We start from the raw sequence: 21,563 nt of genomic DNA on the forward strand, positions 1-21,563 counted from the left end.
CGACGATCGGTGTCGTCACGGCTCGCACGCCCGATCGTCGGTGTCTCGCGTTGCGCCAAGGCGCATGGTCGCCAATCCTAGCGCGTCAGGCTGCGGCCGATCGCCAGCGGCGTGAAGAGCTGCCCGATGATCTGCGTCATCTTGGCGGGCGCATTGGCGGCGGCGCTCGAGACGTAGATGACGTCCTTGTCCTGCATTTCGACGCGCTGCGACAGGAAATAGCTGTCGGCACGGATCATGTTGAGGCGGTAGATGATCGGCTTGGGCTCGGCACCGAGCGACGTGTCGTAGCGGAACAGATAGACCGCCGCCGGGTCCGCAGTGCGCTCGCTCGGGCCACCGATCCGCGCCATCGCTTCGGCCAGCGACAGCGCGCTGGCGCCGAATGCGACCTGCGATACCTTTTCGGTCGCGCCGAACACCAGGAAGGTCCGCGGCCGGTTGAACAGCTCGATCCGGTCGCCCGGCAGCAGCGCGATGTTCTGCGCGCCCGACGCGTCGATCTCGCTCAGCCGCGTCTCGGCGGAGCGCGTCCCCCGCGTGACGCGGACGATCATGTCGTTGGGCTGGTTGGTCGTTCCGCCCGCGCGCGCGATCGCATCGAGCAGCCGTTCGCGCGGCAGGCCCAGCTCGAACCGCCCCGGCGTCCGGATATCGCCCGAGACGTAGAAGACGTTGAACGCATTGGTCTTGACCGACACGACGACCTGCGGACGTTGCGACAGGCCGACCATCCCGCGCTCGATCGTGCGCTCCACCTCGCCGGGCGTCTTGCCGACCACCGAGACCCGGCCGACATAGGGCAATTGCACGTTGCCTGCCGAATCCACCCGGACGGTGAGGTCGGTGCCCGACGCGGACGGCGTGAAGCTGCTTTGCGCGGTGGCGCCGTTGCCGCGCGAGAACAGCGTCACGCCGACCTCGTAGATGCCGATCGACAGCGTGTCGCCCGGCCCCAACGTGTCGGTGCGGCCGACCTCGTCGAGCGTGGCGAGCGGCGCCGCAGCGATGGCATGCGCAGCAAGCCGCGCGGTCGTCGTCGCATCGATGTCGACGATCTGGAAACCGGTGCTGTTGTCCTTGGTTTCGGCCCGCCGGATCTGCGCGCTCGTCGGCCCCGCGGCAGGCAAGGTCGAGCACCCCCCGAGCAGCGCAAGACCAACAGATATCCCGGTCATCCGGCCGAGAACTTCCGTGTATCGCCGACGCGCATTGTAATTTTCAAACGATGGCATCGATCAATCTTCCAGTAAAGCAGGGGCAGCGGGAGAGCATTGCGCCGTCAATCGGCGCCATCGTTAAATGAGCCCGAAGTCGAACACAATCGAGTCAGCGCGGTGCTGGCGGAAAGCTTTGCAATCTGTGATGGACATCGGCGGCTTCTTGGATCGTATCGTACAATGTGACGACGCCACCGAACACGACCGCCCCGCGCTCGCAGTAGCGGAACAGCGCATGCGTATCGTGCGAGACCATCACCAGCGTGCCCCGCTCGCGCCGGGCGGTAAGTGCTTCTTCGGACTTGACCCTGAAGCGTTCGTCGCCGGCACCGGTTATTTCGTCGACGATGTAGCAGTCAAAGTCTATGGCGAGCGAGACGCCGAAGGCAAGTCGGGCCGACATGCCCGCGGAATATGTGTTGACAGGCTCGTGAAGATAGGACCCGAGTTGCGCAAAGTCCTGGACGTAGTCGAGCATTTCTTTGGGATCCCGGCCATAGATCCGCGCGATGAAGCGGGCATTGTCGGCACCGGTCAGTCCAGGCTGGAACGCGCTGGAATATCCGATCGGCCAGGACGTCGTCATGGTTCGCCTGATCACGCCAGAGGTCGGGCGCTCGACGCCAGAGATCATCCGCATCAGCGTCGACTTGCCGACCCCGTTGGCACCGCAGACGCCGATGCTGTCGCCACGTTTGATCACCAAGTTCACATCGTTGAGCACAGCATTTTCAAACCCGCGCCCGTGATATTTCTTGTAGACGTTTTCGAAGGCGATCACGGCGTCGAATGCTCCACATGACAGGAATGACGTCTCCGGCTGTACGCGACCGTCGCGTCCATCAAAAGGTCCAGATTGGGGTTGATGCCAGATTGGCAGAATCTACCGGCACCGGCGTCGCCAGCTATCGTCACGCGGTACTTGGCGCACTGGCCGCGATCGGTCGGTCTACAGTCGATCTGCGTGATATTACGGTCGGTCGTTTCGGCGAGCCAAGTTCCCGGCTGGAGGCGCTGACCCGGTGGTTGGCGGCATCCTCGTCGCATCCGCGCAAACTCTTGGCGCAGGCCACCGATGCCGGGTCCGATATGCTCTGGCGGCGCGATATCTTCCGGCTCGCGCATGTCCATTTCCGTCGCCACGGCACGCTGTTGCGGCTGACCCCGCCGCAGCCGGTCGGCGTGATGCACTGGACGTACCCGTTGCCGGCGATCGTCGACGGGTGGATCAACCTGCATACCGTCCATGACGCGATCCCGATGCGCCGGCCCGATCTGTCGCCGGTCGATCCGGCCCGGCTGAGGGCATGCCTGACGGCGATCGCGGCACAGACCGACGGGATTGTCACGGTCTCCGACTGGGCGCGACGCACGATCCTCGAATCGCTGGCGATCCGCCCCGACCTGGTCACCAATTGCGGGGGCGGGCTGGCCGGACTCGTCGGCGCGGGTGGCCGCCTGCCGGCGGGGTTGAAGCGCGGCGGATACCTGCTGTTCTGCGGTCTGATCGAGCCGCGCAAGAATCTCGTGCGGCTTGCCGCTGCGTGGACGTCCGCGACCGGGACGGCGGGCGGGTACGCGATGCCGCTGGTGGTGGCGGGCCCCGATGGTGCAGGCTGCGGCGCGTTGCGCAGCGAACTGGAGGCCGCCGGCGTCGTGGTGCTGCCCTATCAGGACAGGCCGGTATTGATGGACCTGATCGGGCAGGCGCGCGCGTTCGTGTTTCCTTCGCTCGAGGAGGGGTTCGGGCTGCCCGTCGCCGAGGCGATGGCGCTGGGTACGCCGGTGTTGACCGCTGACCGCGGTGCGTTGCAGGAAATCGCGGGCGGCGCGTGTCTGCTCGTCGATCCGACCGACGAACAGTCGATCGCCGACGGAATACGGCGGATCGTCGCCGACGATGCGCTATGCGCCACGCTGACCGAGCGCGGTGCGGTCCGCGCGCGCGCGTTCGCGCCGACCGCGTTCGGCGCGCGCCTGGCTGTCCTGTACGATCGGTTGATCGATGCCCGGATCGCCGATGGCCTATGGCCCTATTTGGAGACTGCGGATGAGATCTGACGTGCGGATCGGGATCGATGGATTCAACCTCGCCATGCCGCACGGCACCGGCGTCGCGACCTATGGTCTGGCACTGGGCGAGGCGATCAAGTCGCTCGGGGCGCAGCTCGACGGGGTGTTCGGCATCCCCGTCGGCGTCCGTCCCGAACTGCGCGAGATCCTGTTCTATGAGGCGCTCGGGCGCGGGATACCGCAGGAGGCGGGCCTGCCTGCCGTGCGCGCGGTGCGACGGTGGATCGGCCAGTTTCGCCGGACGCGGGTGTTCGACGTGGCGAAGAGCGGCCTGATCGTCCAAGGCGCGCTGGAACGGCGGCTGCCGCAATTCGATCGGATCGTGAGTTCTGCCCGGCTGTTCGAGAAGGCGGACCGGCATTTCGCTCGGACCGGACGGTTTTTGACGCTGCGCCTGCCCGATCCGCCCGCGATCATGCACTGGACCTACCCGGTACCGATCCGGATGGCGGGCACGAACAACGTCTATACGCTGCACGACCTCGTGCCGCTCAAGCTTCCCTACGCGACGCTCGATCGCAAGCGGCTCTATTACCGGATGATCGAGACGATCGTGCGCGATGCCGAGCATGTCTGCACCGTGTCGGAGTCGAGCCGGACAGACGTCATCGAGCAGTTCGGTATCGCCGCCGATCGGATCACCAACACCTATCAGAGCGTCTCGACCGCGCAGCCGGTCGGCGACCGGCGCGGGGACGTCACCGCGTTGTTCGGGCTCGAGCCGCGCGGCTATTTCCTGTATTTCGGCGCGATCGAGCCGAAGAAGAATGTCGGCCGGCTGATCGAGGCCTATCTGGGCAGCCAGGTCGACACGCCGCTCGTGCTGGTCGGCGCGCGCGCGTGGCAGGCCGACGAGGATCTCCGCTTGCTGAGCAGCGGGCTGGCGGGATCGCGCAACGTGTTCGGCAACCATGTCGCCAGTCATATCGTCCAGCTCGAATACCTCCCGCGGGCGCTGCTGCTGCGACTGATCGAAGACGCGAAGGGGGTGATCTTCCCGTCGCTATACGAGGGGTTCGGGCTGCCCGTGCTCGAGGCGATGCAGCTGGGAACGCCGGTGATCACGTCGGACCGGAGTTCGTTGCCGGAAGTGGCAGGCGCCGCGGCGCTGGCGGTCGACCCTTATGATGTCGGTGCACTGACCTCGGCGATCCAGCGGCTTGATCGCGACGATGACTTGGCGCGCCGACTGGCCGCGGCGGGTACCGAGCAGGCGCGGCTGTTCACGCAGGACCGCTATCGGGAACGGCTGTTTACGATGTACGACATGATATTGGCGAAGAACAGGCGTACGCGCAGCACTCCGCACATGGGATCGAAATAGATGGCGACGCTCAATCTGAAACCCGGAAGTCTACGCCGCGGGCTGAAAGTCCAGGGCAATGTGCTGGGCGCGCTGGTGATGCGCGAGCTGCACACGCGCTATGGGCGCGACAACATCGGCTATGTCTGGCTCATCCTCGAGCCGATGATGCTGGCGACCATGATCGCGCTGCTGCACCAGCAGACCGGCGGGCATTTCGGTAACGACGTCAAGCCGGTGCCGTTCGCGCTGATCGGCTACTGTATCTTCATCATGTTCCGCAGTATTTTCGGGCGCGCAGAGGGGGCACTCGAAGCCAATCTGCCGCTGCTCTACCATAAAACCGTTACAATTTTCGACGTCCTGCTCGCAAGGGCATTGCTCGAAGCGGCCGGATGCATATTGTCGTTTCTGATCCTGATGGGGCTGGCTATGGCGACGGGTCTGGCGGACCTGCCGGCACGACCATTGTACGTTTGTCTGGGTATTGCCTGCATGTTCTTTCTGGCGTTCGGTCTGTCGCTCGTCGTGTGTGCGTTCACATTCGACAATCGTGCGATGGGCCGGCTGGTTCATCCGCTGGCCTATATCATGTTGCCGCTGTCCGGTGTCTTCGTGATGATGCAATGGGTGCCGGTAAAGTTCAGGCCGTTCTTTTCGGTAATTCCGATGTCGCATATCTTCGAGATGTTGCGATATGGCTGGTTCGTCAGCGCGGTGCCATATTTCATCGACGGCTGGTATCTTGCCGGCTGGATATTTGGATCGACGTTGATTGGACTGCTGGCGATCGCCACGGTCAAGGGCAAGATCCATATGCCGTGACGAGATCATGCGGCTATACTCGAAGTTTAGGGGTCTCTACCCCCGGAGAAATTGATGGTGCACGGTTTCATGTCCCCGGCAACGGCCGAGCCGGAGGCGCCGCCAAGCCTTTCGGAACGGTGGCACTATGCGCGCACCCATTATGGCTGGTTCTTCGTCGTCGTGGCGTTGCCGTGTCTGATCGCGGCGATTTACCTCTATGGCTTTGCCGCCGACCAGTTCGAATCCGAGGCGCATTATCTCGTCCGCGCCCAGGGCGCGCCGGCATCGAGCGGGTCGGGGATCGAGAAGCTGCTGGGCTCGGGTGGCGGCGCGGGCGGGCAGGGCGAGGCCAATAGCGTCGCGGACTTTCTGCTGTCGCATTCCGCCGTCGCCTCCCTGACGAAGCAGAGCGATCTGATCGATCGCTTCCGTCGTCCCGAAGCCGACGCGTTGAGCCGTTTGCCGACCGCCGATCCGACCCCCGAGGCGCTGCTCAAATATTACCGCAAGCAGGTCGACGTCCATTACGACACCGACACCGGCATCACCTCGCTGAAGGTCCGCGCGTTCCGACCGAACGATGCCTATATCATCGCGCGCAAACTGCTCGCGCTCGGCGAGGGCCAGGTCAACACGATGAACGTGCGGTCCTATACCGATGCGGTGAAGCTGTCGCGCCAGCAACTCGCCGAAGCCGAGCAGGCGCTGAGCCAGGTCCAGACGCGCATGACGAGCTTTCGTCAGAGCAACCGCGACGTCAATCCGCAAGGCACCGCCGAGGCCCAGATCGGCCTCGTCTCGAAGCTTGAGGCCGAACTGTCGGCGGCGCGCTCGCAACTGGCCACCACGGTACAGCTGATCGGGACGCGCAATCCGCAATATGCCGCGCTGTCGCAACAGGTAAGGTCGTTGCAGGCGCAGGTCGCCGCGCAATCGGGCAAGCTGACCGGCGGCGGCGATGCGATCGCCGCGGGGCTCGGCGATTATGAGCGCCTGCGCATGCAGCAGGAGTTCCTCTCGAAGCGCTATGACGCGGCATCGGCGGCGTTCGAGGCGGCCCGTCAGCAGGCCGTACGACAGCAATTATATATCGTCCGGATCGTCGATGCGAACATGCCGGTCCGCTCGGAATATCCCAAGCGGGCGCTGTCGCTGCTCACGCTCTTCATCGCGCTGATGGTTCTGTACGGGCTGGGCTGGCTGATCGCAGCCGGCGTTCGGGAACATGCGAGCTAGCATCGGTCGCCTGCCATTGTCCGGCGTCGGCGACCAGACCGCGTCCGTCGTCGAGCCGTTGCTGCGGGCGCCGCCGTTTCCCTGGGCGGCCCCGGCGTCGATCGCGCGGCCGGCCCCTGACCCGGCCGCGAACGATGCGGCGATCCGGCATGACGGCGTCGAGCGCGTGTTCGCGGCGTTGCGGCAGGCGCGGGTCGGCGGTGCGTTCTGGCAGGGCGAGGACGATCCCTGGATCAGGGTCGGGCAGCTTGCGGTCGTGCGTGCCGATCCCACCGAGGATGTGGCAATCGTCGCGTGGCTCTCGGATGTCGCGGTCTGCGATGCAGCGGGCACGTCCGTCGATCCGGCGCGGATCGAGCGGGCCTGCCTCGCACGGCTCGCCGGTTTCGCCTATCGCGATCCGTTCGAGGGGCGGCCGGCGACGCTGCTGGACACGATCGCGTTGCTCGCGGCGTGGCGGCGCACGCTCGATGCCAATCGCCGGATCGGCGTGATGACCGGAATGGCGGCGTGGAAACGCGCTGCGATCGGTCGGTTCCTGTGGGACGGACGCCGCGTTCCGGACAATCTCCCGCCGGACAAGGCACGGATCGCCGCGCGTCGGTCGGGACATGCCATCGCCGGCTGGGCGTCGCGCATGCCGCCGAATTTCGTGGCGGAGGCGCGGGCGGCAGGCGACGCGGTTCATATCGTCGAGGACGGCTTCGTCCGGTCGAGCGGGCTCGGCGCGGATGGCCATGTGCCGAGTTCGATCACGGTCGACGCGTGCGGTGTCTATTATGATCCCGCGCAGGCCTGCGATCTCGAGACGCTGTTGCAGACGCAGCTGTTCTCGGATGACCTGATCCGCCGGGCGCAGCGCCTGCGCGCGCAGATCTGCCGCCTCGGTATCGGCAAATACGGGATCGATGCGGGCGTGGTGACCGCCTTGCCCGACCGCCGCTGCGTGCTCGCGATCGGGCAGGTCGAGGATGACCGGTCGGTCTTGTGCGGCGGTGTCGGGGTGACCTCGAACGTGCAGTTCCTTTCGCGGGTCCGGGCTTGCGAACCCGATGCCTTCATCGTCTATCGCCCGCATCCCGACGTCGCCGCCGGGCATCGCAAGGGGCATGTGTCGGCCGCCGCCGCCGCGGCATGGGTCGATCGGATCGACCATGACAGCGCGCTTCTGCCGCTCGTCGCGCGGGTCGATGCGGTGCATGTGCTCACCTCACTCACCGGATTCGAGGCGCTGCTGCGCGAACGGTCGGTGACCGTGCATGGCCGACCCTTCTTTTCGGGATGGGGGCTGACCCAAGACCTTGTCAGCCAGCCCGATCGGCGTCACCGTAGCTTGACGATCGATCAACTTGTTGCAGGCGCTCTTATTTTATATCCGCGATATATCGACCCGGTTACCGGACTGTTCTGCGAAGTCGAAACCTTGATCGACCGCATTGCCGCCGGACAGGCGCGATCGAATACTGTGTTTACGCTGTTTCGCCAGATCCTCGGTCGCGTGCGTCACAGTGTGACGCGGATTTCGGCGGGCATCCGCTAATGCCCGAATCCGAGAATAAGCGGACGTTTCTGTTTCTGCAGGGGCCACACGGGTCGTTGTTTGCGCAATTGGCCTCCGCGCTCGCGATGCAGGGGTATGCGATACGGCGGATCAACCTCAATGGCGGCGATCGGGCCGACTGGATCGGCGTGTCGACGGACTATCGCAGTTCGCTCAAGGGCTGGCCGTTGTTCTTCGACGATTTCGTCGTCGATCATGGTGTCACCGACGTCATCCTGTTCGGCGACTGCCGGCCGCATCACGCATCGGCGCACGGCATGGCCAAGCTGCGCGGGATCCGCGTCCATGTCTTCGAGGAAGGGTATATCCGCCCCGATTTCATGACGCTGCAGGAAGACGGCGTGAACGGCAATTCGACGCTGCCGCGCGATGGCGACTGGTATCGCGACCAAGCCGAAAGCCTGCCCGCGCTCGCGCCGGTCGAGCCCGTGCCCTCGAACTTCATGCGACGCCTGCGCGAGACCAGCCGCTATACCGTCATCAGCGCGCTGACGCGGCCGCTCTACCCCTTTTATCGCTCGCATCGCTCGGCGACGATGCTCAGCGAGGCGCTGGGCTGGGCGATCCATTTCGCCATCAAGCGCCGCGAGCACGTCCGCTCGGCGGCGACGATGGCGGCGATCGGCGACACCCCCTATTTCGCGCTGCCGCTGCAATTGAACTCGGATTACCAGATCCGGGTCCATTCGCCGTTCCGCGACATGCGTGCGGCGTTGCGCTTCATCATCAAGAGCTTTGCCCGCGCGGCACCGCCGGGGGTCAATCTGATCGTCAAGCGGCATCCGCTCGATGGCGGACTGGCGAGCTGGCGGCGGTTCGTCCGACGCGAGGCGCAGCGCTACGGCGTGGCGGAGCGGGTCTTCTACATCAGCGACGGCGACATCTCGGATCTGGTCGCCAACGCACGCGCGGTCGTCACCGTCAACAGCACGGTGGGCACGCTCGCGCTCAACTCCGGCGTGCCCGTGGCGGTGCTGGGCGAGGCGATCTACGATATCGAGGGAATCGTCCGGCGCGTGCCGCTCGACCGCTTCTGGACCGATCCGCGGCCGGTCGACACCGATCTGTACGAGGCGTTCAAGCGCGTGCTGATCGATCGCTGCCTGATCCCTGGCGGGTATCTGAGCGAGGAGGGGATCGCGATGCTCGTCACGCACGCGGAACGTCGCCTGACATCGGGGTCCAGCGCGGGCCACGCGACACAGCCCGCCCGCGACGGCGCGATCCCGCTCGAGTCCGACGACCGCGGCGAGTATCACATGTGCTGAAGCCATTCCGTGCGTTCGCCCCGATGCTGCTCACGCGGACGCTCGTCCCGCGGTGGCTGGGGGGGCGCCCGACCATCGACGCCGAGGTCGTGTTCGATCTCTCGCGGTTGCTCAGCCGATCCTACCACCTTACGCCGACCGGGATCGACCGCGTCGAGTTTATCTATGCGCGCGAGTTGCTCAACCGCCTTCCGGACCGGCTTGCCTTTGCCGCGGTCCATCCGGCCGGCGGCTATTACGGGCGGCTGCCGGTCGGTGCGGTGCGCCAGTTTCTCAGCTTCACCGATGCCCGGTGGCAAAATCGCGACGTGCTCGATCCGCATGCGGTGCGCGCCGCCGCCAACCGGCATCTGCTGGCGCTGCGACCGCGGCCGGTGCCGACCGCGGACCGCCAGCGCATCTATCTCCAGGCCTCGCACCATCATCTCGAGGATACCGATCTCGTCGCCGCGATCCTCAAGCGCGAGCGCGCGCGGCTGATCGCGCTGATCCACGACGTCATCCCGCTCACGCATCCCGAATTCGCGCGCGCCGACGGCCAGACGCGGCATCTGAAGGTCATGCGGACGATCGACCAGCATGCCAGCGGGATCATCGGCAATTCGGCGGCGACGGTCGACGCGGTCACCGCGCACCTGACCGCCGCGCGGACCGACCGCGTCATCCGCGTCGCGCATCTCGGTACCGATCCGGTCGATCTTCAGCCGACGACATCGCAAATCCCGGACGGTACGTATTTCGTCTGCGTCGCGACGATCGAGCCGCGCAAGAACCATCTGCTGCTGCTCAATGTCTGGCGCCGGCTGGCGGAGAAGCTGGGGGCGGCCGCTCCGAAGCTGGTCCTGATCGGCCGGCGTGGGTGGGAAAACGAGAACGCGATCGACATGATCGAACGGTGCGCCGCGCTGTCGGGCCACGTGATCGAAGCGTCGAACATGTCCGATCGCCAGATGCAGGCGCTGCTCGGCGGTGCGCAGGCGTTGCTGCTGCCATCGTTCGCCGAAGGATTCGGGATGCCGGTCAGCGAGGCGCTCGCCGCCGGGCTGCCGGTGATCTGCAGCGATATCGCCGCGCTGCGCGAAGTCGGCGGCGATTCGCCCGAGTATCTCGATCCGCTTGACGGGCTGGGCTGGCTGGCGGCGATCATCGACTATTCGGTGCCGCAGTCACCGCGCCGCGCCGCGCAGATCGCCCGCATGACGCGGTGGCGGCCCGTCACGTGGCATCATCATCTCGACGTGGTCGAGGCGACCATCGATGCGGTCGCTGCGATGACCCGCTGACGCCCACCGGATCGGCAGGCGTCCGGTCAGGTGTCGCCGCGGCGGATGATGATCCCGAACGAGGTCGTGACATACTGGCCGAGCGCGAGCTTCAGATGATTGTCGTCCGAATAGGGCGGTACGTCGACATAGGCGTCCTGCTGCGTGTCGCCGAGGTCGTATTTGATCTGCGCGACGAAATGCCCGCGCGAGACGAGATCGACCGCGAGCCGTTCGAAATCGCGGCGCCGGAACAGGACGGTGCCGCCGCTGTCGATCGTCGCATCGTTCGAGGTCAGATTGAGTTCGGTCGTATGCACCGCGAGCCCGCCGGGGTTGAGGCACTGGACCGCGTTGCGGACAAAATCGAGCCCGGCCTCGATCGATCCGAGATGCTCGTACGCGCAGGACGACCAGGTGAAATCGAACCCGCGCAGGTCGCTGGGAATCAGGTTCATGTCGGCGACGCGGAACGCGACGTTCCGGTCGAAGACGTCGTTCGCGCAGATGTCGGGATAGCGGAGCTGGTCGAGCCCGTCGCTATGCTGGTTGGTGAGCGACCAGTCGCGACTGCGTTCGTCGTCCCCTGCGAGATCGGTCGCGACGACCGAACAGCCCATCGCCGCCATTGCCGCCGGCAGCGGTTCGACGCCGACGCCGAAGCCCAGGCCGCGCGCGCCTGCCTTGAGCATCCCGTAGCGTTCGAGCGCCTGCAGAATATAGACGAACTCCCACTGTTTGCGGTGGCGGTGCTTCGCCAGCTTTAGTCGTTCGAGCCACTGATCATAAGCGGGCTCGTTGAACTGCGTCGCGGTGCAGGTCTGCGACACCGGATCGGCGAGCGTCGCCTTGCCCGGCGCGAGCAGGCGCGACGCGCGGCGGAACACGCGCTGCCCAAAGATCGACTTGCGTGCCGCCTCGACCTGCTGCTCGAAATGCGGCTGGCGCACCGTGGCGTCGAGCTGGAGCGTGAACGCTTCGGCGGCGGCGTCGGTCTCGGTATAGAGATGCCCGAGTAGGGCATATTGCATGCCGTCGACCGCATCGAAGCTTACCCGTGTCGTGCCGCCGCCCGCGACGATCTCCTTCACCGCGATCGACCAGGTCTTGATCGTCTCGGCGGGGCGCGATCCGTCCACCGGCAGCGCGTTGACGCGAAACACCACCGAGCCCATCGTCGCGGTCAGTCCCGTGAAGATGAGCGCACAACGTACCGTGCTGCTGTCCATCGGGACGTAGCGCGTATGGAAGACATATGCGGGATCGTCTGAGGGTTCGCTGCCGCCAAGCCCCTGTATCCGGCTGGCGCGCGACGGCCAGAAATCGAACGGGCTGAGATTTATTTCGCCGGACAGCGTAGAATTCGGGCTCTGCATCGCTCAAGCCGTAGCGAGCAAGCACGAACGCGTCACTCGTTTTGCGGAACATTACCGGCAAATTGTACGACCTGTACACCCGTCGATCCTATCCTTGCGCGGTCTTGATCGTATAGTACGCCGCGTCACGAGCACCCAAACAAGAGAAACCGATGAGCAACTTCTTCCGCGCGGGCTTTGGGCGGCTGATGGGCGTAGCCACGCAGGCAGGGGCGGGCTCCCAGGAAAGATCGGCGGATCGGATCGCGGGGGACGCGTTGCGCGATGCGCGCGACTGGACCGGGGCGATCGATGCCTATCGCCGGCATCTCGACAGCTTTCCGGGCGACTTCGCGATCTGGGTGCAAGCGGGCCACGCGCTGAAGGAGATGCGCGACTTCGATGCGTCGATGGCGGCCTATCACGCGGCCTACAAGCTCGATCCGCGCAATTCCGATCTCCTCGTCAACATCGGGCATCTGCACAAGATGCGCGGCCAGCAGGCGGCGGCGTGCTTTGCCTATGTCGTCGCGCACGATATCGACGCCAATGTCGATGCCGCGACCGAACTCGCCGATCCGAACCTCGCGGACGATATTGCGGTCGCGCGCGGCGTGTTCTTCGCCGACCCGACACGCGATCCGGTCGGGCTGACCGCGGGCAAGTCCGTCGACGTGCCCAGCGACGGCGACGAGTCCGCCGCGGCGCTCGGCGACGCCATCGGTACGACCGGGCTGTTCGACGAGGCGTGGTACCGGCAGCGCTATGCCATTCCCGCCGGCATGGATGCCGCGCAGCATTATGCGTCCGTCGGCGCAGCGGAAGGCAATGAGCCGCACCGCCTGTTCGACAGTCGCTTCTATGTGGCGCAGGTCGAGAATGGCCTGCCGCTCGGCGCCAATCCGCTCGACCATTTTCTCAAGGTCGGGGGGCCGAGCGGGCTCGATCCGCATCCGCTGTTCAGCGGCGAGTGGTACCGTCAGACCTCGTCTGCCACGGCATCTGACGGCGAACGCGGCAGCGCGATCCCGATCGTCCAGTATCTGGCGGAGGCGACCCGGCGCGATGTCTCGCCGACGCCGTTGTTCGATGCACGAAGCTATCGCGACCTGACTCCCGATCTGGATCCGGCGGGCAACGCTTTCATCCATTACCTTGATAATGGCGATGCGCACGGCGTCGCACCGATCGCGGGCTTCCAGTCCGGTCGGGTCCTCGAAACCTTTGGTGGTTCGCCGGTCGGCGGCGAAAGCGCGCTCGAGCTGTACGCGCATTTCATCGGCCGCGATCAGGCGTTGGCCTGCGCCACCTTCGATCAGCTCCAGCCCGAAGACTTCGGCGTCCGCCCGCCGCCGTTGCAGCCGCTTCCCTCACCGTCCGCCGACGAGCGGATCGTCGCCGCGAGCCGGGTGATGCAGCGCCTGGCCGGGTACAGCGCGATCGGCGACGACGATCGCTCGGCGGACCGCTACGCGATGGCAAAGCTCGAATTGTTGCGCCGCGAGCCTATCCTGTTCGACGCGGCGATCGGCGATCTGCGCGACGCGACGGTTGCCAACGCGACCGAGGCGGTGGCGATGTTCGGCGTCCTGCCGCTGCACGATGTCGCGCGTGGCGACGGGGAGCGTTTCCCGCCGCTCGGCCTGCTCGAACGCTATCGGACACGCCAGCTCGATCTGGCGCGCCGTTTCAGGCTCGATCACGACCGTGTCGGGATGGTGAAGGACGGCGCCAAGATCTCCGTCCTGCTGCCGGTCTATCGCTCGCCGGTCGTCTATCTCGAACGCGCGATCCTGTCGGTTCTCGCGCAGACCTATGCCAATTGGGAATTGTGCATCGTCGACGATTGTTCGCGCCGCAGCGCGCTGACCGATGTCATCAAGCGGTTCTGCGCGGCCGATCCGCGGATCACGTTCGCGACCTCGCGGCGCAATGGCGGGATCGCCGACGCGACCAACCGCGCGCTCGAACTCGCCACCGGCGATTATGTCGCGCTGTTCGACCATGACGACATGCTGACGGTCGATGCGCTCGAGATCATCGCCGCGCGGATCGACACCGCCCCCGAGACCGATTGGCTCTATAGCGACGAGTGCAAGATCGGCATCGACGACGAGCCCGACGAGTTGCTGACCAAGCCCGACTGGAGCCCGGCGCTGCTGTTGTCGGTGATGTATACCGGACATTTGTCGGTCTACCGGACGGCGCTGGTGCGCTCGGTCGGTGGCTTTCGCAGCGCCTACGACTTTTCGCAGGACTATGATCTCGCGCTGCGCATCTCGGAAACCGAGCCGAACGTCCATCATGTCCGCGAGGTGCTGTACGGCTGGCGGATGATCGACGGGTCCGCCGCCAGCGGTGGCAAGCCCGAGGCGCGCCGGACCAATATCGGCGCGGTCCAGGCGGCGATGGATCGACGCGGCTGGAAGGGGCGTGCGGTCGCACTACCCGCCTCGAACCGGCCGCGCGCGAACTATGCGCTGTTCGATCAGCTCGTCTCGATCATCATCCCGTCCGACAATGCCGCGCATATCGCGCAGGCGGTGATGTCGATCGTCGCATGGACCGCCTATGACCGGTACGAGATCATCATCGTCACCAATTCGCGGACCGCGGCGCAGTGTCGCGAATGGCTCGACGGCGCGCGCATCCGGTTCGCGATCTTCGACGCGCCCTATAATTTCTCGGCCAAGTGCAACGCCGGCGCCGCAGTCGCGCGCGGCGACTATGTCGTGTTCCACAACGACGACGTGCTGGTCCTCACGCCCGACTGGATCGAGGCGCTGCTGGAACAGCTCGTCCGGCCCGGCGTCGGCGGCGTCAGTCCCAAGCTGCTCTACGAGAATGGCCGCATCCAATATGCCGGCATGGCGGTCGGGCTTCGTCGGCTGACGGGGACGACGTTCCATGCGTTTCCGCGCAACACGTCGACGCATTTCAACCTGGCGCAGTCGACCCGCGAAGTCGGGCTGATGTGCGGCGCGTGTTGCGCCATGCCGACCAGCCTGTTCCGGACGCTGGGCGGATGGGACGCGGTCAATGTCGGCATCGCGCATTCGGACGTCGATCTCAGCCTGCGCATTCGCGAGGCCGGCTACCGGCTGGTCTATACGCCGCATGCCGAGCTGATCCATATCGGCCATGCATCGATCGGCAACGATGTCGAACTGCCCAAGGGATCAAGCTGGAAACGCAGCAAGGCGGATATCTTCCTGCTCAAGCGCTTCCCCACGCTGATGGCCGACGACCCGTATTTTCCGTCGACGATGAGCGGGATCAGTTACGTCGATTCGCAGGAGCCCTACCGCGTCTATCCGGCCAAGGCCGCCTATACCGGCACGGGCCCCGACATCCTGATCGTGTCGCACGATCTGACCAACAGCGGCGCGCCGCGGGTCGCCGCGGACATGGCGATCGCGCTCAAGCAATCAGGCGCGTTCGTCGTCGTCACCTGTCCGACCGACGGACCGATGCGCACGCGCCTGACCGATGCCGATATTCCGGTGATCATCGACGCGCTTGCGCTGACCGGCCATGCGAGCTTCCACGACTTCGCGCGCAACTTCGACACCGTCATCGTCAACACCGTGATCGGCTGGCGCGCGGTGAAACAGCTCGACGACGAGACCGAGGTGCGCTGGTACATCCACGAATCCGGGCTGATCGACGAGATGGTCCGCGACGTCGACGGCTTCCGCGACGTGCTCCAGTCGGCGCGGGACATTCTTGCGGTCAGCACGCGCACCGCGACGTTCCTGCGCAAGCACGGCGCCAGCGCGCGACTGCTGGAGACCGGGATTGCCGATCCGAGCGGACTCTACCCCGTGCCCGCGCGGTCGGACGTCGTGCGGATCGGCGTGTTCGGCTCGTTCGAACCGCGCAAGGGGCAGGATATCGCCGCGCAGGCGTTCGCGATGCTCGATCCGCGGACGCGCAAGAAGGCCGAGCTCAATTTCTTCGGCCGCGACCACGATCCCGACTTCCAGGACAAGGTCCGCCGCACCTGGAAAGATCAGCCGGGGCTGCATTTTCGCGGTGAGAAGGGGCATCCCGATTATTGGTATTGCCTGGCCGACATGGATATCGTGCTGGTCCCGTCGCGTGACGATCCATTGCCGCTGGTTGCCTCCGACGCGCTGGCGTTGGGCAAGACGATCGTGTGCAGCGACAGCACCGGCACCTCGGATTATATCGAGCATGAGGTGTCGGGCTTTGTCTTCCCGACCGAACGCGCGGCCGATCTTGCGGTGCTGCTGGCCGAGCTGATCGAGGATCGCGGCCTGCGCGAAGCAGTCCGCGGACCGGCGCGCGCGGTGTATGAGTCGATGTTCACGATGGCCGCGTTCGTCGATCGACTGACCGACCGGATCGCACCGCGATCGGGTGCCGTGGATGATCCGCGGACGGCGTCCGCCGGCGACGTCCTCGCTGCGCCCGTGCTGGTGTCGTGATCGCGACCGATCGGGAGGCCGAAGACCTGATCGCCCGCGCCGATGCCGCGCGCGATCGCCGCAACTGGCTGGCGGCCGCGGACGCGTATCGCGCGGTCGTCCGGCTCCAGCCGCGTAACGCCGGGCTGTGGGTGCAACTCGGTCATGCGCTGAAGGAATCGGGCGGGATCCAGGCGGCGGGCGACGCCTATCGGCGCGCGCTGGCGATCGATCGGGGCAATGCCGATACGCATCTCCAGCTCGGCCATCTGCTCAAGATGCAGGGCGATCGTGCGGCCGCGGTGATGGCGTATGCGCAGGCGCTGCGGCTCGATCCGACGCTCGACCCGGCTTTGCGCGAACTCGTCCACCTCGGCGCGCGCGATCATATACCCCTGCCGACGATCGACCGCCAGGCGATGTGGGCTAGGCTGGATGCGGTTGCCGAGGCGCTCGCCGATGCGAACGGTGCGCTGCGCGCGTGGATCGGCACCTCGGCCTATCCGATGGCGGCCTATGACCGGTTCCGGTCGGATGTCGCGGTCCAGCCGCCGCCACCGCTCCCGATCGAGGCCGCCCCGTCGATCATGCCGTCGATCACGTTGATGGTCGATTGCGGAGAGGCGACGCCGTCGTCGGTCCGCGCGACGTTGACCGCGTTGCTCGACCAGTCCGATCCGTCGTGGCAGGCGCATCTCGTTCGCGCCGCCGGGATCGTCGACCATCCGGTCGCCAGCATGGCCATCACCGACCCTCGGATCGGGTTCGCGGCAACGCGCGACGCGCAGGCCGGAATGACGGTCAGCATCGATGCGGGGACGATCCTGCATCCGCATGCGCTGGCGTGGCTGCGCTATGCCGCCGCACGGACCGGGGCGGCGGCGATCACCTGCGATCACGATCGCGCCAAACGCCATTGGGTGCGCGGGCAGCGGCATGCCGATCCGGTGCTGTACGCCGTCGACGATCCGCATCTGCGGGCTGCCGTGCCGCCGCCGCTGGTCGCGATGCGCGGCGATGGCATGGCGAGCCTGTCCATGACGCAGCCGGGCGCGGACCTGCGCGCGGCGATGATTGGCGCCGCGCGGTCGCGATCGGCGGTCGCGCATGTCCCCCGCATCCTCGCCTCGCTGCTCGACCGTGCCGAGGCGCCGTCCGTGCCTGCGCGCAGCCCCGACCGCAGCCCCGACCGCAGCACCGACCGCAGCCCCGGCCCCAGCATCGACCGCGATCGCGACGCCGACCGCGACGGGCGTCGGTCGCGGATCGCGGTTATCGTGCCGACCCGCGACGGGGCAACGATGCTCGCCGAGGCGATCGACAGCCTGCTCGCCACTGCCGACGCCCCCGACCGGATCGTCATCGTGATCGTCGACAACCGCAGCCGGCAGGCGGCGACGCATACGCTGCTCGACGACCGTGCAACGCGGCCGGGGCACGCCGTTGTCGTCATGGACGAGCCGTTCAACTGGTCGCGCGCCAACATGCTCGGGATCGCCGACCCCCGCGTGGCGGACTGCGACCTGCTGCTGTTCGCCAACAACGACGTCGTGATGCTGACGCAAGGGTGGGACAGCGCGCTGGACGGGCTGCTGCGCGATCCGGAAACGGGCATCGTCGGCGCGCGTCTCCTGTATCCCGACCTGACCGTCCAGCACGCGGGCATCGTGCTCGGCGCGGGCGAAGGCCTGCCGTTGCACGAGGGACGGCACGCCGCGTTCGACGATCCGGGCCCCGGCGGGCGCTACGTCACGCAGCATGACGCGGCAGCGGTGACCGGCGCCTTCCTCGCGATGCGCCGCGTCGTCCTTGCGGAGATTGGCGGGTTCGACTGCGCGCGGCTGCCGATCGCCTATAACGACATCGACGTCTGCCTGCGCGCGCGCGCCGCGGGCTACCGCGTGCGCTATTGCCCGCAGATCGAGCTGATCCACCATGAATCGAAGACGCGCGGACGGACCCGGACCGAGGACGAGGTGGCGTGGGACGATGCCGAGCTCGCCGATCTCTACGCCAGCTGGGGCGAGGCGCTGACCGTCGATCCGGGGATCAATCCGCAATGGGCGCTTGGCGGCGCGCCGTTCGACGGCCTGCGCGAGCCGGGGGCGAGCGAGGTGCTTGCGTTCATCGACCGCTCCGCCCGCGTCGATCCCTGGCGCGTGACGAAGTCCGACGCGTGACGCGACGCATCGGATGGGAGCCAAACCGCCGGCAAGCCGTTACACTGGCGTAATGGCCAAACCCGACTCCACCCCGCCGCAGGATGATATCGACGACCTCAAGGCCGCCGATGCGCAGGATCTGCACCGCGCGGTCCGCGAGGAAGGGCAGGACGAGCTCGACCGGCCCTTCTCGTCGCTGTTCTTCTCCGGCCTCGCGGCGGGCATGGCGATCGCGAGCTCGCTGATTGCCGAGGGCGCGCTCCACGCCGCGCTGCCCGACACGGCGTGGCGGTCGCTCGTCGTGTCGTTCGGCTATCCGATCGGATTTCTCGTCGTGATCCTGGGGCGGATGCAGCTATTCACCGAGAGCACGATCACCGCGATGCTGCCGCTGGTCACGCGGCCGTCGCGTTGGGCGATGCGGCGCACGCTGCGGCTCTGGACGATCGTGCTCGGCGCCAACCTGCTCGGCACCGCGCTGGCGGCCGCGATGATCGCGGCGGGCCTGCTCGGCGACAGCGAACTGAGGACCGCGATGCTCGCGGTCTCGGTCGGGATCACCGAATTGTCGGCCGGCGCGACGTTCGTCAACGCGATCCCCGCCGGGTTCATGATCGCGATTCTTGCCTGGTTGCTGCCCAATGCGCGGGAACAATCGTTCCTCGTCATCCTGGCGGTCACCTATGTCGTTGCGATTAGCGGGTTCAGTCATTCGATCGTCGGGTCTGCGGAGGCGTGGCTGCTGCTGTTCGCCGGCAAGACCGGTGTCGTGCAGACGCTCGGCGAACTGATCCTGCCTGCGGTGCTGGGCAACCTGTTGGGCGGTGCGGGGTTGTTCGCGTTGTTGGCGCATGCGCAGGTGCGTGGTGAGATGAACGGGCAGGACGAGAGCTGATGGGTGAGATCGAACGCGCCACCAAGACGGTCGTGGCGGCGGATCGCGATGTGACGCTGAAGGCCGCCGAACAGCGCGACCGACCGGCCGTCAAGGCGGTCGGATTCCTCGCCGAGATCGGCGATCAGCCGCAACTCGTCGCGACATCGATCGGCACCGCGGTCATCGGCATGATCGCACGCCGGCCCGACATGATCCGCGGCGGCCTGAGGATGCTTGCGGCGCACGGCGCGGCGACCTTCGTCAAATCCGCGATCAAGCGCTCGGTCGACCGCACGCGCCCCGAAAAGGCGATCGAGGACGGCGAGGCGAAGTTCGAGCCCGGCGACAGCCACGATCACGCACAGACCTCGTTCCCGTCGGGCCATACCGCCGGCGCGGTCGCGGTCGCGCGCGCAGTCTCGCGTGACATTGGCGGGGCAGGGGCCCCGGCCGCCGTCATCACCGGGATGGTCGCCGCCGCCCAACCGATCAACGGCAAGCATTATCTGTCCGATCTCGTCGTCGGCGCGGCCGTCGGCTGGATTGCGGAGGCGCTCGTCAGCGCGGTGTTCGACCGGGTCGCGCCGGTCGTCGAGCATCAGGTCGGCAGCGTCCTCAAGACCGGCTGACGGACAGGAGGCGCGTCAAAGACCGCATGGAGCGCGTCGAAGCGAGGCTGCTGGTGATCGCTATGGTGCACGAAAAAGCCTCGCCCGATGGTTCGGACGAGGCTCCTTACGTCTGCGATCCTCCCCTTGCGGAGGAGGATGACGGCGATCAGGCGACGGCGGCCTTCAGCGCGTCGACCAGGTCGGTCTTTTCCCAGGTGAACGTGTCACCCTCGGGATCGCGACCGAAATGGCCATAGGCCGCGGTCTTCTTGTAGATCGGGGCGTTGAGCTTGAGGTGCTCGCGGATGCCCTTCGGCGTCAGGCGAACGAGCTTCGGCAGGACCGCCTCGAGCTTGGCTTCCTCGACGGTGCCGGTGCCGTGCGTGTCGACATAGACCGACAGCGGCTCGGCGATGCCGATCGCGTAGCTCAGCTGGATCGTGCAGCGACGGGCGAGGCCGGCAGCGACGACGTTCTTCGCCAGATAGCGTGCGACATAGGCTGCCGAACGATCGACCTTCGTCGGATCCTTGCCCGAGAACGCGCCGCCGCCATGCGGTGCCGCGCCGCCGTACGTGTCGACGATGATCTTACGCCCGGTAACGCCTGCGTCGCCATCGGGGCCACCGATCTCGAACTGGCCGGTCGGGTTGATGTAGATCGCGGTCGCGTCGGTAATGAAGCCGTCGGGCAGCACGTCCTTGAACACGCCCATGACATAGTCACGCAGCACGGCGTACTTGGCGGGATCGGCGTTGTCGCCCTTCTCGCAATAGCCCGGCGCGTGCTGAGTCGAGACGACGAGTGCGGTCGCGCCGACCGGCACTTCGTTCTCGTACGATAGCGTCACCTGGCTCTTGGCGTCGGGCTCGAGGAACGGCGCTGCGCCGGAATGGCGGTCTTCGGCCATCCTGGCGAGGATCTTGTGGCTGTAATACAGCGTCGCAGGCATCAGGCCGGGGGTCTCGTCGGTGGCGTAACCGAACATGATGCCCTGGTCGCCAGCGCCCTCATCCTTGTTGCCGCTCTCGTCGACGCCCATCGCGATGTGCGCGGACTGGCCGTGGAGGTTGTTCTCGAAGCGGAACGTCTCCCAGTGGAAGCCGGTCTGCGCGTAGCCGATTTCCTTGACGGTGTTGCGGACGGCCGCCTCGATCTCTTCCAGCACGCCATCGGCCCACTGGTCGTTCTCGTAGATGCCCTTGCCGCGGATCTCGCCGGCCAGAACGACGAGCTGCGTGGTCGTCAGCGTCTCGCAGGCGATGCGCGCCTGCGGATCCTTGGCGAGGAACAGGTCGACGATCGTGTCGCTGATCTGGTCGGCGACCTTGTCGGGATGACCTTCGGAGACCGACTCGGAGGTGAAGAGAAAGGACTTGCGCATGAAACCTCTTCGCA

At 66.3% G+C, this 21,563-nt stretch carries 15 protein-coding genes; 11 read left to right on the forward strand and 4 right to left on the reverse strand.

Going from position 1 to position 21,563, the window contains the following annotated elements; genetic code table 11:
- Positions 1-77 precede the first annotated feature (77 nt).
- Positions 78-1,235: a polysaccharide biosynthesis/export family protein gene (locus ASE88_RS10470; RefSeq protein WP_056477974.1), complete on the reverse strand. Its 1,158-nt coding sequence runs from the start codon at positions 1,233-1,235 to the stop codon at positions 78-80.
- Positions 1,236-1,329: 94 nt separating this feature from the next.
- Positions 1,330-2,001, reverse strand: coding sequence for an ABC transporter ATP-binding protein (locus tag ASE88_RS10475; RefSeq protein WP_055873498.1), 672 nt, complete (start codon positions 1,999-2,001; stop codon positions 1,330-1,332).
- Positions 2,002-2,093: 92 nt separating this feature from the next.
- Between ASE88_RS10475 and ASE88_RS10480 the strand changes: the two genes are divergently transcribed.
- Genes ASE88_RS10480 through ASE88_RS10510 form a run of 7 tightly spaced genes read left to right on the forward strand, consistent with a single transcriptional unit; the run spans position 2,094 to position 10,751 of the window.
- The gene (locus ASE88_RS10480; RefSeq protein WP_056477976.1) at positions 2,094-3,281 is read left to right on the forward strand and encodes a glycosyltransferase family 4 protein; all 1,188 of its coding nucleotides are present in this window, start codon (positions 2,094-2,096) and stop codon (positions 3,279-3,281) included.
- Positions 3,271-4,617, forward strand: a complete 1,347-nt coding sequence (locus tag ASE88_RS10485; protein WP_056477978.1) for a glycosyltransferase family 4 protein — start codon at positions 3,271-3,273, stop codon at positions 4,615-4,617. The genes ASE88_RS10480 and ASE88_RS10485 overlap by 11 nt, the downstream gene beginning before the upstream one ends.
- A 60-nt stretch (positions 4,618-4,677) precedes the next feature.
- Complete coding sequence (locus tag ASE88_RS10490) at positions 4,678-5,421, forward strand: ABC transporter permease (RefSeq protein ID WP_235525563.1); 744 nt, start codon at positions 4,678-4,680, stop codon at positions 5,419-5,421.
- A gap of 54 nt (positions 5,422-5,475) precedes the next feature.
- On the forward strand, positions 5,476-6,639 hold the full coding sequence (locus ASE88_RS10495) for a lipopolysaccharide biosynthesis protein (RefSeq protein WP_200910202.1): 1,164 nt from the start codon (positions 5,476-5,478) through the stop codon (positions 6,637-6,639).
- A complete protein-coding gene (locus tag ASE88_RS10500; RefSeq protein ID WP_082466481.1) occupies positions 6,629-8,179 on the forward strand; it encodes a hypothetical protein in 1,551 nt (516 codons plus the stop codon). Before ASE88_RS10495 ends, ASE88_RS10500 begins: the two co-directional genes overlap by 11 nt.
- Entirely contained in the window at positions 8,179-9,468 is a 1,290-nt protein-coding gene (locus ASE88_RS10505) for a capsule biosynthesis protein (protein WP_056477982.1), read from the forward strand. Before ASE88_RS10500 ends, ASE88_RS10505 begins: the two co-directional genes overlap by 1 nt.
- A 23-nt stretch (positions 9,469-9,491) precedes the next feature.
- Positions 9,492-10,751 carry a glycosyltransferase family 4 protein gene (locus ASE88_RS10510; protein ID WP_056479370.1) on the forward strand — a complete coding sequence of 420 codons (1,260 nt, stop codon included), beginning with the start codon at positions 9,492-9,494 and terminating at the stop codon, positions 10,749-10,751.
- A 26-nt stretch (positions 10,752-10,777) separates the two neighbouring features.
- Here ASE88_RS10510 and ASE88_RS10515 read toward each other — a convergent pair whose 3' ends face one another.
- Positions 10,778-12,106, reverse strand: a complete 1,329-nt coding sequence (locus ASE88_RS10515; protein WP_056477983.1) for a class I SAM-dependent methyltransferase — start codon at positions 12,104-12,106, stop codon at positions 10,778-10,780.
- A 152-nt stretch (positions 12,107-12,258) separates the two neighbouring features.
- On the opposite strand from ASE88_RS10515, the gene ASE88_RS10520 reads away from it, so the two are divergent.
- The 4 genes from ASE88_RS10520 to ASE88_RS10535 are packed head-to-tail and all read left to right on the forward strand — an operon-like array spanning position 12,259 to position 20,183.
- Complete coding sequence (locus ASE88_RS10520) at positions 12,259-16,536, forward strand: glycosyltransferase (RefSeq protein ID WP_056477985.1); 4,278 nt, start codon at positions 12,259-12,261, stop codon at positions 16,534-16,536.
- The gene (locus ASE88_RS10525; RefSeq protein ID WP_056477987.1) at positions 16,533-18,695 is read left to right on the forward strand and encodes a glycosyltransferase; all 2,163 of its coding nucleotides are present in this window, start codon (positions 16,533-16,535) and stop codon (positions 18,693-18,695) included. The genes ASE88_RS10520 and ASE88_RS10525 overlap by 4 nt, the downstream gene beginning before the upstream one ends.
- Positions 18,696-18,747: 52 nt before the next feature.
- Complete coding sequence (locus ASE88_RS10530) at positions 18,748-19,572, forward strand: formate/nitrite transporter family protein (protein ID WP_056477989.1); 825 nt, start codon at positions 18,748-18,750, stop codon at positions 19,570-19,572.
- Entirely contained in the window at positions 19,572-20,183 is a 612-nt protein-coding gene (locus ASE88_RS10535) for a phosphatase PAP2 family protein (protein WP_055873472.1), read from the forward strand. Before ASE88_RS10530 ends, ASE88_RS10535 begins: the two co-directional genes overlap by 1 nt.
- A 148-nt stretch (positions 20,184-20,331) precedes the next feature.
- Here ASE88_RS10535 and metK read toward each other — a convergent pair whose 3' ends face one another.
- Positions 20,332-21,549, reverse strand: coding sequence for a methionine adenosyltransferase (gene metK / locus ASE88_RS10540; protein WP_056477991.1), 1,218 nt, complete (start codon positions 21,547-21,549; stop codon positions 20,332-20,334).
- Positions 21,550-21,563 lie beyond the last annotated feature (14 nt).

The organism is Sphingomonas sp. Leaf38, assembly GCF_001421825.1.
Classification (GTDB): domain Bacteria; phylum Pseudomonadota; class Alphaproteobacteria; order Sphingomonadales; family Sphingomonadaceae; genus Sphingomonas.

Coding starts and splice junctions, on each gene's coding strand:
- ASE88_RS10485 (WP_056477978.1), top strand. CDS start 3,271: ATGAGATCTGACGTGCGGATCGGGATCGATGGATTCAACCTCGCCATG.
- metK (WP_056477991.1), bottom strand. CDS start 21,549: ATGCGCAAGTCCTTTCTCTTCACCTCCGAGTCGGTCTCCGAAGGTCAT.
- ASE88_RS10520 (WP_056477985.1), top strand. CDS start 12,259: ATGAGCAACTTCTTCCGCGCGGGCTTTGGGCGGCTGATGGGCGTAGCC.
- ASE88_RS10535 (WP_055873472.1), top strand. CDS start 19,572: ATGGGTGAGATCGAACGCGCCACCAAGACGGTCGTGGCGGCGGATCGC.
- ASE88_RS10500 (WP_082466481.1), top strand. CDS start 6,629: ATGCGAGCTAGCATCGGTCGCCTGCCATTGTCCGGCGTCGGCGACCAG.
- ASE88_RS10505 (WP_056477982.1), top strand. CDS start 8,179: ATGCCCGAATCCGAGAATAAGCGGACGTTTCTGTTTCTGCAGGGGCCA.
- ASE88_RS10510 (WP_056479370.1), top strand. CDS start 9,492: ATGCTGCTCACGCGGACGCTCGTCCCGCGGTGGCTGGGGGGGCGCCCG.
- ASE88_RS10530 (WP_056477989.1), top strand. CDS start 18,748: ATGGCCAAACCCGACTCCACCCCGCCGCAGGATGATATCGACGACCTC.
- ASE88_RS10470 (WP_056477974.1), bottom strand. CDS start 1,235: ATGCCATCGTTTGAAAATTACAATGCGCGTCGGCGATACACGGAAGTT.
- ASE88_RS10515 (WP_056477983.1), bottom strand. CDS start 12,106: ATGCAGAGCCCGAATTCTACGCTGTCCGGCGAAATAAATCTCAGCCCG.
- ASE88_RS10495 (WP_200910202.1), top strand. CDS start 5,476: ATGGTGCACGGTTTCATGTCCCCGGCAACGGCCGAGCCGGAGGCGCCG.